Origin of the sequence: Pseudomonas sp. NFACC13-1, assembly GCF_900104425.1 — a bacterium.
Classification (GTDB): Bacteria; Pseudomonadota; Gammaproteobacteria; order Pseudomonadales; family Pseudomonadaceae; genus Aquipseudomonas; species Aquipseudomonas fluorescens_AA.
In genome coordinates, this window is sequence record NZ_FMXV01000006.1 from 1 (window position 1) to 14303 (window position 14303).

The 14303-nt window shown below is 62.0% G+C and carries 14 protein-coding genes; 3 read left to right on the forward strand and 11 right to left on the reverse strand.

The window, feature by feature from the left end:
* Positions 1-285 (forward strand): OprD family outer membrane porin (locus tag BLQ55_RS09805; RefSeq protein WP_143011715.1); only part of this gene is annotated, 285 nt, incomplete at its 5' end.
* Positions 286-510: 225 nt separating this feature from the next.
* Here the strand turns inward: BLQ55_RS09805 and pcaC are convergent.
* The 11 genes from pcaC to pcaR all read right to left on the reverse strand — a co-directional run bounded on the left by pcaC (position 511) and on the right by pcaR (position 11574).
* Positions 511-903 carry a 4-carboxymuconolactone decarboxylase gene (gene pcaC, locus BLQ55_RS09810; RefSeq protein ID WP_092203832.1) on the reverse strand — a complete coding sequence of 131 codons (393 nt, stop codon included), beginning with the start codon at positions 901-903 and terminating at the stop codon, positions 511-513.
* 10 nt (positions 904-913) lie between these two features.
* Positions 914-1714: a 3-oxoadipate enol-lactonase gene (gene pcaD, locus BLQ55_RS09815; protein WP_092203834.1), complete on the reverse strand. Its 801-nt coding sequence runs from the start codon at positions 1712-1714 to the stop codon at positions 914-916.
* 12 nt (positions 1715-1726) lie between these two features.
* Complete coding sequence (locus BLQ55_RS09820; protein WP_092253646.1) at positions 1727-3091, reverse strand: 3-carboxy-cis,cis-muconate cycloisomerase; 1365 nt, start codon at positions 3089-3091, stop codon at positions 1727-1729.
* 213 nt (positions 3092-3304) lie between these two features.
* Positions 3305-4603: an MFS family transporter gene (locus BLQ55_RS09825; protein WP_092203838.1), complete on the reverse strand. Its 1299-nt coding sequence runs from the start codon at positions 4601-4603 to the stop codon at positions 3305-3307.
* A 205-nt stretch (positions 4604-4808) separates the two neighbouring features.
* A complete protein-coding gene (gene pcaG / locus BLQ55_RS09830) occupies positions 4809-5375 on the reverse strand; it encodes a protocatechuate 3,4-dioxygenase subunit alpha (protein WP_092203840.1) in 567 nt (188 codons plus the stop codon).
* Position 5376: 1 nt separating this feature from the next.
* Positions 5377-6081 carry a protocatechuate 3,4-dioxygenase subunit beta gene (pcaH, locus tag BLQ55_RS09835; RefSeq protein WP_092144292.1) on the reverse strand — a complete coding sequence of 235 codons (705 nt, stop codon included), beginning with the start codon at positions 6079-6081 and terminating at the stop codon, positions 5377-5379.
* Positions 6082-6118: 37 nt separating this feature from the next.
* Positions 6119-7324, reverse strand: a complete 1206-nt coding sequence (pcaF, locus tag BLQ55_RS09840) for a 3-oxoadipyl-CoA thiolase (RefSeq protein ID WP_176814202.1) — start codon at positions 7322-7324, stop codon at positions 6119-6121.
* On the reverse strand, positions 7321-8100 hold the full coding sequence (locus tag BLQ55_RS09845; protein WP_092203844.1) for a CoA-transferase subunit beta: 780 nt from the start codon (positions 8098-8100) through the stop codon (positions 7321-7323). The genes pcaF and BLQ55_RS09845 overlap by 4 nt, the downstream gene beginning before the upstream one ends.
* Positions 8097-8957, reverse strand: coding sequence for a CoA transferase subunit A (locus tag BLQ55_RS09850; RefSeq protein ID WP_072409760.1), 861 nt, complete (start codon positions 8955-8957; stop codon positions 8097-8099). The genes BLQ55_RS09845 and BLQ55_RS09850 overlap by 4 nt, the downstream gene beginning before the upstream one ends.
* A gap of 286 nt (positions 8958-9243) precedes the next feature.
* Complete coding sequence (locus tag BLQ55_RS09855) at positions 9244-10590, reverse strand: 4-hydroxybenzoate transporter PcaK (RefSeq protein ID WP_092253649.1); 1347 nt, start codon at positions 10588-10590, stop codon at positions 9244-9246.
* Between the two features lie 141 nt (positions 10591-10731).
* On the reverse strand, positions 10732-11574 hold the full coding sequence (gene pcaR, locus BLQ55_RS09860; protein ID WP_072409756.1) for a pca regulon transcriptional regulator PcaR: 843 nt from the start codon (positions 11572-11574) through the stop codon (positions 10732-10734).
* A gap of 575 nt (positions 11575-12149) precedes the next feature.
* Between pcaR and BLQ55_RS09865 the strand changes: the two genes are divergently transcribed.
* Both BLQ55_RS09865 and BLQ55_RS09870 read left to right on the forward strand, forming a co-directional pair.
* The gene (locus BLQ55_RS09865) at positions 12150-12350 is read left to right on the forward strand and encodes a hypothetical protein (RefSeq protein ID WP_003198635.1); all 201 of its coding nucleotides are present in this window, start codon (positions 12150-12152) and stop codon (positions 12348-12350) included.
* A 366-nt stretch (positions 12351-12716) separates the two neighbouring features.
* Positions 12717-14192, forward strand: coding sequence for an inorganic phosphate transporter (locus tag BLQ55_RS09870; protein WP_060738827.1), 1476 nt, complete (start codon positions 12717-12719; stop codon positions 14190-14192).
* The last annotated feature ends 111 nt before the right edge of the window (positions 14193-14303 follow it).

The following is a 14303-nucleotide window of genomic DNA, read 5'->3' on the forward strand; positions in this document are numbered from 1 at the left end:
AAGGAAAAATCCTGGCAACTGCGCCACGACTTCAACTTCGCCGCGGTCGGCGTGCCGGGCCTGACCCTGATGAACCGCTACATCAGCGGTGACAATGTGCACACCGCCACGGTCGACGATGGCAAGGAATGGGGTCGGGAAAGCGAGCTGGCCTATACCGTGCAGAGCGGCGCATTGAAGAGCCTGAATGTGAAGTGGCGTAACTCGACCATGCGCCGGGACTACAGCACCAATGAATTCGATGAGAATCGGTTGATCATCAGCTATCCGATCAGCTTGCTGTAAAGCCTGGATGCGGTGAGCCTGCTGAGATGTTCGATGCTGTTCCACCGCTATCGCGAGCAGGCTCGCTCCCACAGGAGGACTGGCGGTGATCACATAATCTACGTTCGCCGCAGATCCAATGTGGGAGCGAGCTTGCTCGCGATGGCGGCGACACAATCGACACCTTCGCCGACTGAACCACCGCTATCGCGAGCAAGCTCGCTCCCACAGGGGATGAAGCGCCCCTTAAGCCCGGGATTCGACGCCCAGTTCATCCCAGACCGATTCGGCCAGGTGGAAGGTGGCGTTGGCTGCCGGGATGCCGCAATAGATGGCGCTCTGCATGATCACTTCCTTGATCTCGCTGCGGCTCACGCCGTTGTTGGCGGCGGCGCGCAGGTGCAGCTTGAGTTCTTCGGCGCGGTTCATGCCGATCAGCATGGCGATGGTGATCAGGCTGCGGGTATGGCGTGGCAGGCCTGGACGGGTCCAGATGTCGCCCCAGGCATGGCGGGTGATCATCTCCTGGAATTCGCTGTTGAACTCGGTCAGGGCATCGAGGCTGCGGTCGACATGGGCATCGCCCAGTACCGCGCGGCGTACTTTCATGCCTTCATCGTAACGTTGTTTCTCGTCCACAAAAAACTCCTCAGGCGCGGCTGGAATCAAGCAGGAAATCCAGCACCCGGGTGCTGAACGCAGCGCCGGCCTGGACGTTGGACAGGTGCGCGGCGTAGAACTCGGCGTACTCGGCCCCACTGACCCGCTCCTGGATAAAGTGCCCACCCGACGGCGGTGTCACGGCATCTTCGGTGCCGGCGATCACCAGCAGCGGCACACGGATCAACGACAATTGCTCACGAAAATCGGCATCACGCACGGCCGCACAGTTGGCCGCGTAGCCCTGGGGCGATGTGGCAGCGAGCATGTCGGTGATTTTCTTCACCTTCGCAGGATGAGCCTCGGAAAAATCCGCGGTAAACCAGCGGGCGATCGAAGCATCCCGCAGCGCGACCATCGCCGCTTTACCGTCCCGCAGCACGGTTTCGATGCGCGGGTTCCACACCGACGGGTCGCCGATCTTGGCGGCGGTGTTGCACACCACCAGTTTGTGCAGGCGCTCGCCAGCATTGATCCCCAGCCACTGGCCGATCAACCCGCCCATGGACAAGCCACAGAAATGCACTTTATCGATGCCCAACTGATCGAGCATCGCCAGCACGTCGCGACCCAGCTGTTCGATGCTATAGGGGCCTTCGGTGACCAGCGATTGACCATGGCCGCGAGTGTCGAAACGCAGCACGCGAAAGTGTTCGCTGAAGGCCGCGACCTGCTCGTCCCACATGTGCAGATCGGTGCCCAGTGAGTTGGAGAGCAGCAGCACCGGGGCGTCTTGCGGCCCGTCCAATAGGTAATTCAGATCGCCCTCGGCGAGTTTGACGAATCCCACAACAATCTCCTTTCAGACGTTCAAGGCAAGGTGTTCGGCCACGGCTCGGGCGACCCAGGTCTGGGCCTGGCCGAGGTAGTGCGCCGGGTCGAGCAGATGATCCAGCTCGGATGCCGATAGCTGCGCGGTGACCTGGGGTTCGTCTCCCAGCACCTCGCGCAGATGCCGCTGTTCGGCCACGGCGCGTTTGCAGCATTGCTCCAGCAAATGATGGGCCGTGTCGCGCCCGACACGCTGGGCCAGGACAATGCTCACCGCTTCGGCCAGCACCAGTCCCTGGGTCAGTTCCAGATTGCGGGCCATGCGCGCCGCATCCACTTCCAGCCCTTCGACCAGCAGCCGCGCCTGTTGCAAGGCACCGGAGACCAGGCAGCAGATTTCCGGCAAGGTTTCCCATTCGGCGTGCCACAGGCCCAGGCTGCGCTCGTGCTCCTGGGGCATGGCGCTGAACAGCGTCGACAACAAACCGGGGACTCGCGTCGCCGCACCGATCAGCACCGCCGCGCCCACCGGGTTGCGCTTGTGGGGCATGGTGGACGAGCCGCCCTTGCCCGGCGCCGAAGGCTCGAACGCTTCGCCGGCCTCGGTCTGCATCAACAAGCTGATATCACGGCCCAGTTTGCCCAGGCTGCCGGCGATCAGGCCCAACACCGAGCCAAACTCCACCAGACGATCTCGCTGGGTGTGCCACGGCTGCTCCGGCAAAGTCAGTTGCAGTTCGGCGGCCAAGGCTTCGGCGATTGGCAAGGCCTGATCGCCCAAGGCGGCGAGCGTCCCGGAGGCGCCGCCGAATTGCAGCACCAGCAAGCGTGGTTTGAGCGCCTTCAAGCGTTGGCGACTGCGGGTGATCGCCCCCAGCCAACCGGCGATTTTCATCCCCAGGGTCACCGGCGTGGCGTGTTGCAGCCAGGTGCGCCCGGCCAACGGTGTGGCGGCGTAGCGTTCGGCTTGTCGGGCCAGGATGGCGGCCAGTTGCGCCAGCTCGCCTTCGATCAGCCCCAGCGCCTGGCGCAGTTGCAGCACCAGCCCGCTGTCCATCACATCCTGGCTGGTGGCGCCCAGGTGCACGTAGCGCTCGGCTTCGGCATCCTCGGCGGCGATGCGCTTGCCCAACGCCTTGACCAGCGGGATAGCCGAATTGCCGGCACTGGCGATCGCTTCGCTCAGTGCCGAAAAATCGTACAGCTGCGCACGACAAGCCTGCTCGATCGGCGCCACGGCACTTTGCGGAATCACCCCGACCCGCGCCTCGGCCCGGGCCAAGGCGGCTTCGACGTCAAGCATGGCCTGGACCCGGCCCGCATCGCAGAACACCTCGCGCATGTCGCGGGCGGTGAAGTAGGCATCGAATAGCTGATTGCCCGGTCGTTCGCTCATAAACAGTCCTTCGAAAGGTGGATGCCTCTGTGGCGAGCAAGCTCGCTCCCGTTGACTTGCCCCGTAGGAGCTGTCGAGCGAAGCGAGGCTGCGATCTTTCCACAAGCGCTTGAGTCCCAAGTGAAAGATCAAAAGATCGCAGGCTTCGCCAGCTCCTACAAAACCAGCAGCTCGCCACAATGACTCAAACAAGCCTCAAATGATCAGGTGGATTCAAAGGTCGTGATGCAAATACGCCGGTTGCTTGGGCAGGCGCAGGCTGAACAGGAACGCCACGACCATCATCACCGTGACATACCAATAAAAGGCGTTCTCCATGCCCTGGGCTTTCAGGCTCAAGGCGACGTATTCGGCCGAGCCACCGAACACGGCATTGGCCACCGCGTAGGCCAACCCCACCCCCAGCGCCCGCACTTCAGGTGGAAACATTTCCGCTTTCACCAGGCCGCTGATGGAGGTGTAGAAACTGACGATCGCCAGCGCCAATGTGATCAGGATAAACGCCAGGAACGGGCTGCTGATGCTTTTGAGGGTCAGCAGGATCGGCACCGTGCACAACGCCCCCAGGGCACCGAACCAGAGCATGGAATTGCGTCGGCCGATCTTGTCCGCCAGCATGCCGAACAACGGCTGCATGCACATGTACAGGAACAGCGCGCCAGTCATGATGTAGCTGGCGGTCTTGGCGTGCAGGCCGGCGGTGTTCACCAGGTATTTCTGCATGTACGTGGTGAAGGTATAGAAAATCAACGAACCGCCGGCGGTATAGCCCAGCACGGTGACGAACGCGGCCTTGTGGTCGCGAAATAGCGCCGCGATGCTGCCAGCGTCCTTGTTCTCACGCATTTCCTTGCTGCTGGTTTCTTTCAGGGACCGACGCAGGAACAGCGAAATCAATGCGGCCACGGCGCCGACCACGAACGGGATCCGCCAGCCGTAGGCACGCAGTTCATCTTCGTTGAGAAACTGTTGCAGGATCACCACCAGCGACACCGCCAGCAGTTGCCCACCGATCAACGTCACGTACTGGAACGAGGCGAAGAAACCGCGCTGGCCCTTGAGGGCGACTTCGCTCATGTAGGTGGCGGTGGTGCCGTACTCGCCGCCCACCGACAAACCTTGCAGCAGGCGTGCGAACAACAGCAGGACCGGCGCCCAGACGCCGATGTCCTTGTAGGTGGGCAGGCAGGCGATGAGCAACGAGCCGAAACACATCATCAGCACCGAGATCATCATCGAATTCTTGCGCCCGTGACGGTCCGCCACCCGGCCGAAAATCCAGCCACCGATGGGTCGCATCAGGAACCCGGCGGCGAACACACCGGCCGTGTTGACCAGTTGCACCGTCGGGTTGTCGGATGGGAAGAACGCCGGCGCGAAATAGATCGCGCAGAACGCATAGACGTAGAAGTCGAACCATTCGACCAGGTTGCCGGATGAAGCACCGACAATGGCGAAGATGCGCTTGCTGCGTTCTTCGCCGGTGTAGTGGCTGATGATTGGGGTGGCCATGGATTATTCACTCGTTGGGGACTTAACAAAGTCTAGACACACTTCGTAACAGACCCGTTCCACAGTATTGCATTGCCTGGATTGCCTGGACTGACGCCATCGCGGGCAAGCCTTGCTCCCACAGGGGGACCCGACATGCGGTGGGCAATGGCAACAACCTCTGTGGGAGCAAGGCTTGCCCGCGATGGCGCCACTGTTGGCTCACTCAGTAATCGAAGAACACCGTCTCGGCATCTGTGCCCTGAAGGATCACGTTCCACTGGTACACGCCCGACGCATCAGGCTTGGCTACGATTGTGCCGCGACGTTCTTCGGGGACGCAGGCCAGCAGCGGGTCGGTTTCGTTGGCCGGTTCGCCGTCGAAATAGATGCGCGTCAGCAAGTGCTTGACCAACCCGCGAGCGAACACCAGCACCACCAGGTGCGGTGCCTGGGTCGTGCCACCCAATCCCGGCACGGTGCCCGGCTTGATGGTGGTGAAGCGAAAACGCCCTTCGGCATCCACCGGCACTCGGCCGAAGCCTTCGAAATGCGGGTCCAGGGGTTTGTCCTGGTCGTCTTCCGGGTGGGCGTATTTGCCGGCGGCGTTGGCCTGCCAGACTTCCAGCATCGCGTCGTTGACGAACTGGCCGTTGCCGTCGACCACCTGCCCGGTGATCGCTACGCGTTGGCCGAGGGTTTCGGCGACGGTCAGGTCTTCGCGGTTCAGCCAGGTCAGGCCGATGTGGTAGTACGGGCCAACGGTGTGGGACGTGGTGGCGGTGAGCGTCATCTTATTTCTCCATCGGCGTGGCATCGCGGCCGCGCAAGACGATGTCCCAGCGGTAACCGAGGGCGTAGTGAGGGACGGTTTTTTCCAGGTCGAAACGGGCGATCAGGCGTTCCTTGGCACTCGTGTCCGGCACGCAGTTGTAGATCGGGTCGTATTCCAGCAACGGATCGCCAGGGAAGTACATCTGCGTCACCAGGCGCGTCAGAATGCTCGGCCCGAACAGTGAGAAATGGATATGCGCCGGGCGCCAGGCGTTGTGGTGGTTGCCCCACGGATAAGCGCCGGGCTTGATGGTCTGGAACTGATACCAGCCGTCGGCGTCGGTGACGGTGCGACCGGTGCCGGTGAAATTCGGGTCCAGCGGCGCGTCATGGTTGTCACGGTCATGGTTGTAGCGACCGGCGGCGTTGGCCTGCCAGATCTCCACCAGGATGCCTGGCACCGGCTGGCCGTGCTCATCCAGCACGCGCCCGTGAATGATGATCCGTTCACCCAGTGGCTCGCCGGCATGCTGGGCGGTCAGGTCATGATCCTTTTCCTGCACGCGGTCGGCGCCGACAGTCGGGCCGGTGATTTCCGACAACGAATGCGGCAGGAACACCAATGGCTTGGACGGCGAGCGCAGGTTGGTGGACTGGTACGGCGGGTGCAGATACTCCGGCTGGGTGCCCGCTTGGGGGCGACGATAACCAGGCTTGTCAGTCATGAAGCATTCCTCGGTTTCTTATTAGTAGAGCGACGCGTCAGACGCGTTCGATGGCCAACGCCAGACCCTGGCCGACGCCGACACACATGGTCGCCAAGCCCTTCTTGCCGCCGGTCTTTTCCAGATGATGCAGCGCCGTCATCACCAACCGCGCCCCACTCATGCCCAGGGGATGGCCGAGGGCGATGGCGCCGCCGTTCGGGTTGACCTGCGGCGCATCGTCCGCCAGCCCCAAATCACGCAGCACCGCCAGGCCCTGGCTGGCAAACGCTTCATTGAGTTCGATCACGTCGAAATCGGCGACCGCCAGGCCCAGGCGCTCAGTGAGTTTGCGCACCGCCGGTACCGGGCCGATGCCCATCACCCGTGGCGCGACGCCGGCACTGGCCATGCCCAGCACTTTGCCGCGAGGCGTCAGGCCATGTTTTTTCACCGCCTCGGCCGAGGCCAGGATCAGTGCCGCCGCACCGTCGTTGACACCCGACGCGTTGCCGGCGGTGACGGTCTTGTCCGGCCCGTTGACTGGCTTGAGTTTGCTCAAGGTCTCCAGCGTGGTGTCGGCGCGTGGGTGCTCGTCCTGCTCGACCACGGTTTCGCCTTTTTTATGGGCGATGCGCACCGGCACGATTTCTTCGGCGAAAAAACCCGCCGCCTGGGCCGCCGCCGTGCGCTGTTGGCTGCGCAAGGCGAAAGCGTCCTGGTCGGCGCGGGACACGGCGTAGTCATCGGCCACGTTATCGGCGGTCTGCGGCATCGCGTCCACACCGTACTGGGCTTTCATCAACGGGTTGATGAAGCGCCAGCCGATGGTGGTGTCTTCCAGTTTCATGTTGCGCGAGAACGCGGTATCAGCCTTGCCCATCACGAACGGCGCACGGGACATCGACTCCACACCGCCAGCGATCGCCAGTTCCATCTCGCCGCTGGCGATGGCGCGGAACGCGGTGCCGATGGCGTCCATGCCCGAGGCGCAAAGACGATTGAGGGTCACACCGGGAATGCTCTGCGGCAGGCCCGCCAACAGCAGCGCCATGCGCGCCACGTTGCGGTTGTCTTCGCCCGCCTGGTTGGCGCAGCCGAGAAACACCTCGTCCACCGCATTCCAGTCCACCGATGGGTTGCGTTCCATCAGCGCCTTGATCGGCACAGCCGCCAGGTCATCGGCGCGGACCGCGGACAAACCGCCGCCAAATCGACCGATGGGGGTTCGAATCGCATCACAGATATAAACGTCGCGCATCAGGCTTCTCCCGGTGCCTGGCCGTGGGCCGCCGCGGTGCGAGCTTCAAGGTCACGCAGTGCACGCAGCTCCACCTCGGTCGGCTCGGTGGTGGTTTGCACCTGGTCGGCGAAACGGATCGCCCACCCGGTGGCCGCAATGACTTGCTCGCGGGTCACGCCGGGGTGCAGCGCGGTGACCACGAATTCATGGCTGCCGGCTTCCGGCTCCATGATGCACAAGTCGGTGATGATGCCCACGGGCCCTGCGCCCGGCAGACCGAGACGCTTGCGCGAATCGCCACCTTCGCCATGCCCGACCGAGGTGATGAAATCCAACTTGTCGACAAACGAACGCGCCGACTGCTTGAGGATGATCAACACGCTCTTGGCCGAGCCGGCGATTTCCGGTGCGCCACCGGCACCCGGCAGGCGGACTTTCGGCTGATGGTAGTCGCCCACCACTGTGGTGTTGATGTTGCCGAAACGGTCGACTTGGGCCGCGCCAAGGAAACCGACATCGATACGCCCGCCCTGCAGCCAGTAGCGGAAAATCTCACCGGTCGGTACGACGGTATCGGCGGTTTCCGCCAGCTCACCGTCGCCAATGGACAGCGGCAGTACGCTGGGTTTGGCACCGATCGGGCCGGACTCGTAGATCAGCACGACGTCTGGCGACGAGGTCAGCCGCGCCAGGTTGGCCGCTTTCGACGGCAGGCCGATGCCAACGAAGCACACGGCATTGTTTTTCAAGCGACGCGCCGCGGCGACGGTCATCATTTCGTTGGTGGAGTAGGTCATGGTTTCACCTGCGAAGCGGCTGCCAGTCTGGCCTGGAATTCACTGAAATCCCGAGTGCCGTGGATGTATTCGTTGATCCATGCGGTAAACGTCTCACGGTCGCGGGCGATCGGATCCCACGCCTGGTAGAAACGGTTGTCACGCTCGGTGTAGCCGTGGGCGTAGGACGGATGGGCGCCGCCCGGTACGTGGCACACCGCGCTCAACGCCCAGGTCGGCAGCACGCAGGCGTTCATCGGCGCATTCAGGTCGTCGACGATTTCTTCCACGGTGACGATGCAACGCTTGGCGGCCAGGGCGGCTTCTTTCTGCACACCGAGAATGCCCCACAGCAGCACGTTGCCCTTGCGGTCGGCTTTCTGGGCGTGAATCACCGTGATATCAGGGCGCACCGAAGGCACGGCGGCCAATACTTCGCCGGTGAAGGGACAGGTTACGCTCTTGATCAGCGGGTTGACCTTCGGCAGGTCGGAGCCGGCGTAGGCCCGCAACACCGCGAATGGCAGGCCGGAGGCGCCGGCGACGTAGGCGTTGGCCAGGTCGGCGTGGCTGTGTTCCTCGATCTCCAGCGGGTGCGGCCATTGTTTCTCCACGGCATCGCGCAAGCGGTGCAACGACCCGACGCCAGGGTTGCCGCCCCAGGAGAAAATCAATTTGCGAGCACAACCGGCGCCGATCAACTGGTCATAGATCAGGTCAGGGGTCATGCGCACCAGGGTCAGATCTTTCTTGCCCTGACGAATGATTTCATGACCCGCCGCCGTAGGAATCAGGTGAGTGAAGCCTTCGAGCGCGACGGTATCGCCGTCGTTGACGAATTGCTTCACCGCGTCGTGCAGCGAAAGGATTTCAGCCATGGGGCAGGCTCCCGTTTTCCAGTAGACCGACATGAAGAAAAAGGCGCGAGGTTAAGCGCCGGAGTGACTGGAAGATTAAGCTTCGGGAAAAGGCCAAACAATCCGATAATCGACTGAGTGTTCGTTTATCGAACAGATTGTTGTTTGGCTATCGATTTATCCAAGCACACAGCGCCCACCCTGTGGGAGCGAGCTTGCTCGCGATGGCGGTGGATCAGACAGGCATCACCCGCTGACACATTGCTATCGCGAGCAAGCTCGCTCCCACACAGGCTTACGCACTGGCTTAGGTCGCATCCGCATGACTGACCATGCCTTTGATCACCACCGCCGTGGTCGCCAGGGCCGCCGGAATGACCAGGGCCGTCAGGACCTGCTCGAAGTTCCACCCCAGGCCCAGCAGGGTCGCGCCCATCCAGGCCCCGAGGATCGCGCCGAAGCGACCGATGCCCAGCATCCACGAGACACCGGTGGCCCGACCCTGGGTCGGGTAGAAACGCGCCGCCAGGGAAGGCATCGCCGATTGCGCGCCGTTGACACACATGCCGGCCACCAGCACCAGGGTGGCGAGCAAGGTGATGTTGCCCAGGCTCTGCCCCACCGCGTAGGCAAACAACCCGGCCATCAGATAGAAAAGGCCGATGACCTTGTGCGGATTGAACCGGTCCATTGCCCAACCGACGAAGACGGCGCTCAACACGCCGCCGAATTGAAACAACGCGCCGATAAACGCGGCCTGTTCCATGCTCGCGCCGCTGTCGCGCATCAAGGTCGGCAGCCAGCTGGTCAGCAGGTAGACAATCACCAGGCCCATGAAATAGGTCAGCCACAGCAGCAGGGTGCCAGCGCTGTAGGTGCCGGAGAAAATCACCGCCAGCACGTTGCGGGCTTTCACGGTTTTCTGTTCCGGCACGCTGAAGCTCGCCGCTTGGGCCACCGTGTGAGGCTCGATCGGCGCCAGGGTCTTGCGCACTTTGTCGGTACCGCGATTGCGCACCACCAGGTAACGCGCCGACTCCGGCAGCCAGAACAACAACACCACTGCCAGGATCAACGGCAGGATCCCGCCAATCAGCAGCAGGCTGTGCCAACCAAACGCCGGTATCAGCTTGGCGGAGATGAATCCGCCGCCGGCCATGCCCAGGTTGAAGCCGCAGAACATGCTGGTCACCAACAGGGACTTCTTGCGTTCCGGGGTGTATTCCGAGAGCAAGGTGGTGGCGTTCGGCATCCCGGCGCCCAAGCCCAGGCCGGTCAGGAAACGCAATACCAGCAGTTGATCGACGTTGGTGCTGTAGGCCGACGCCAGGCTGAACGCGCCAAACAGCAGGACCGCTCCCACCAGTACGACTTTTCGCCCGAAGCGGTCAGCCAACGGCCCGGAGCCCAGCGCGCCGAACACCATGCCGATCAGCGCAGCGCTCATCACCGGGCCGAGGCTGGCGCGATCGATGCCCCAGTCCTGGGACAAGGCCGGGGCGATGAAGCCCATGGCGGCAGTATCGAGGCCATCGAGGAACACAATCAGGAAACAGAGGATCACCACCCGCCACTGATAGCGCGAAATGGGTTGGGCATTGATGAAGGACTGCACATCGAGGCAGTGGCCTACGGAGGTCTGGGGCTGGTTCATTTTATTTTTATTCCACGCAAGAAACGCAGGCGAACGAATCAGAGACCGGCGAAATACGCCGGATGACGCTGCGCGACATTAATGAGGCCAGGCAAAGACCGTCAATTCATCGCCGCCGACTGTGTGCGTTTATCGAACAGCTTAAGTGAACAGTTGCGCGCTCAGGTCGCGACTGGCCCCCAGCAGGCCTGGCAGGAAGCGCTGTTCCAGCTCATTGCGACTGACCCGCCCGGCATGGGTACTGACGTTGAGCGCGGCCACCACTTGACCGGAAGCGTCGTACACCGGCACAGCAATCGAACGCAGGCCCTGTTCCAGTTCCTGGTCGACGATGCACCAGCCCTGCTGCCGCACCTGTTGCAGGCACTCGAGCAACGCTTGGGGTGTGTGCAACGTGCGGCTGGTCTTGGCTTGCAGGTCGGCGTGGTCGAGGTAATCGCGCAGCGACGCATCATCCAGGGCCGCCAGGAGAATCCTGCCCATCGAGGTGCAATAGGCTGGCAGGCGCCCGCCCACCGACAGGTCAACCGAAATCAGGCGCTGGGTGGTGGCGGAGCGGGCGATGTAGAGGATGTCGTCGCCTTCGAGCGTGGCCATGTTGCAGGCTTCGTGCAGTTGCTCGCTCATGCGGTCCAGGTACGGCTGGGCAGAAACGGCCAGGGGCGTGGAGGACAGATAGGCGTGACCGAGGGTCAGCACTTTAGGCAGCAGCGAATAGGTGCGCCCATCCGTGGTGGCGTAACCAAGCTTGATCAAGGTATGCAGGCAACGTCTGACGGCGGCGCGGGGGATTTCCGTGCGGTGGCTGATCTGGGCGATGGTCAGGTGCCGCTTGCGCTCCTGGAAGGCCTGGACCACCGCCAACCCGCGGGCCAGGGACGTCATGAAATCGGGATCACCGGTCAGGGCCTGGATCCGCTTGGCCGGCGAGGCGACGATCGGTGGCGCGACTGAAGTGAAGGCATTGCGCAATTGGTCGTTCATGTCTGATCCTTCCCCGGGAGTGACGGCTATTCAAGCGGCTGCCCGATGGGCAAGCAAGGGCCGCCGGTCAAGATCGTTCGATTATCGAACCGTCGACCGATAATCGCAATCAGGCCAGGCGCCGAATAAGCGGACTGCCGCGGACGTGATCGATAGTAAGTTTTGCGGGAAACAACACAGGGTTTGACCTGACGATGTTAGCAATATTGAACTAGTCGGCGGGAACGGCATCTGGATAGCGGCACTAGCCGGTATCTTCTGCGAGCGGCAGTACAAGTTGCACATACAAACATGAGTTCACACAACAACAATGCCTTTTACTTTTTCCCGATAGTGTTATTCGGCTGGGCCGCTATAATGCAAACAGCGACGGTACGGCCAGTCGACCGTTCCCGTACGCAGGCATCGTGGTTGCGACCCCGATGCCCGAGGCACCTTCATGGTCGCTTCCCCTGTTTGGCAACAATGCGAAGCCCTGATGCTACGTCAGCTGTCAGCTCTGGTGCCGTGGCCGTCTGCATGTCCACATGCAGTGCGTATCACCAGATTCAACTTCAATTAATTTAGGTAAAACTGTGACGAAAGACGAACTGCGCGCGGAACTTGAGCGCCAGGAACAACGTTACAAGGAAGTTTACGGCGGAGAAATCACCACCTACGCCGCGCAACCTGAACCGGAACGCAAACCCTGGCGTAAGCGCGCCACCGTTCAGGACCAGGCCTTCACCCAGGAACTTCAGAAAATGGAAAAAGAACTCAAAGCCGAAGAGCAGTGACGCTCCGGGCCCGACGTTCTTGTGAAGAGGTCTCCGGCCGCCACCCTGGCCGGAGGCGATAGCGCACGCCCGCCATGAGCGGGCCGCCCTCCACTCCCCGTCCGACAATCGGGAAGGGGCCTGGCCGACCTCCTTTTCAGATATTTCATACAATTCCTCAAGGCGTCCTATAGCTGGCGGCGATCCTGGCCGAATGCGCTTTGCGCCCCTGAATCAAGGGGTTACGTACCCCGCGAAAAACCTCGCGCTTGAGGCTTTCCTACAAATTATTTCGTTGAAGAATGTTACCGATGAGCAGGCAGTGCATCGATTACCGAGGTTTTCTGGCATAATCGCGCCCCCTTACGACCGGGTCAGAAAACCTTCATGATCGATTTATTCAGCGGACTGGATGCTTGGGTGCTTGTGAGCCTCTTGCTCGCCCTGGCTTTTGTCCTCGCCTTCGAGTTCATCAACGGCTTTCATGACACCGCTAACGCGGTTGCCACTGTTATCTACACCAAAGCCATGCCGCCTCACCTGGCGGTGTTCTTTTCCGGTGTGTTCAATTTCCTCGGTGTGCTGCTGGGCGGCGTGGGGGTGGCGTACGCCATCGTTCACCTGCTGCCCGTGGAGCTGCTGATCAATGTGAACACCGGACACGGGCTGGCCATGGTGTTTTCGCTGCTCGCAGCGGCCATCACCTGGAACCTGGGCACCTGGTACTTCGGTATCCCCGCGTCCAGTTCCCACACGTTGATCGGTTCGATCCTCGGCGTGGGCCTGGCCAATGCACTGATCAACGATATCCCGTTGGCCGACGGGGTGAACTGGCAGAAGGCGATCGATATCGGCGCCTCCCTGGTGTTCTCGCCCATGGCCGGTTTCCTGATCGCCGCCCTGGTGCTGATTGGCCTGAAATGGTGGCGTCCGCTGTCGAAGATGCACAAGACACCGGAACAGCGCCGCCAGATCGACGACAAAAAGCACCCACCGTTCTGGAATCGCCTCGTATTGGTGATCTCGGCCATGGCCGTCAGCTTTGTCCACGGCTCCAACGATGGCCAGAAAGGCATCGGCCTGATCATGCTGGTGCTGATCGGTATCGTGCCGGCGCAGTTCGTACTCGACCTGGGCAGCACCACCTACCAGATCGAGCGGACCCGAGACGCGACGCTGCACTTGAGCCAGTTCTACCAACGCAACAACGAGTCCCTGGGTGAATTCCTGGCGCTGGGCAAAAGCGTGGAAGGCGATCTGCCGGAGAAATTCCGCTGCAACCCGCAACAGACCGAACCGACCATCAATGCCCTGCTCGACACGCTCAAAGGCGTGGCGGACTACCATTCGCTGCCGTCGGAACGACGCATCGAGGTCCGTCGCTACCTGCTTTGCCTGGACGACACGGCGAAGAAGGTCGGCAAGTTGCCAGGCCTGGCCGCTCGTGAGAAAGACGACCTGAACAAGCTGCGCAAGGACCTGACCGCCACCACCGAATACGCCCCGTTCTGGGTAATTCTGGCCGTGGCACTGGCGCTGGGCCTGGGCACCATGATCGGCTGGAAGCGTGTAGTGCTGACCATCGGCGAGAAGATCGGCAAGCAAGGCATGACCTACGCCCAGGGCATGTCGGCCCAGATCACAACCGCGTGCATGATCGGCGCGGCGAACATCTTCAGCCTGCCGGTTTCCACCACCCACGTCCTGTCCTCGGGCGTGGCCGGCACCATGGTCGCCAACAAGAGCGGCCTGCAAGGTGGCACCGTGCGCAACATCCTGCTGGCCTGGGTGCTGACCCTGCCGGCGACGGTTGCCCTGTCGGCCGGCTTGTTCTGGCTGGCATCGAAGGCCCTCGGCAGCTGATTCCAGCGGCCGGTAAAAAAGGTGCGACCCTTGCGGTTCGCACCTTTTTTTATGCCCAAAACACCCACCCCGTGTGGGAGCGAGCTTGCTCGCGATAGCGGTGTATCAGCC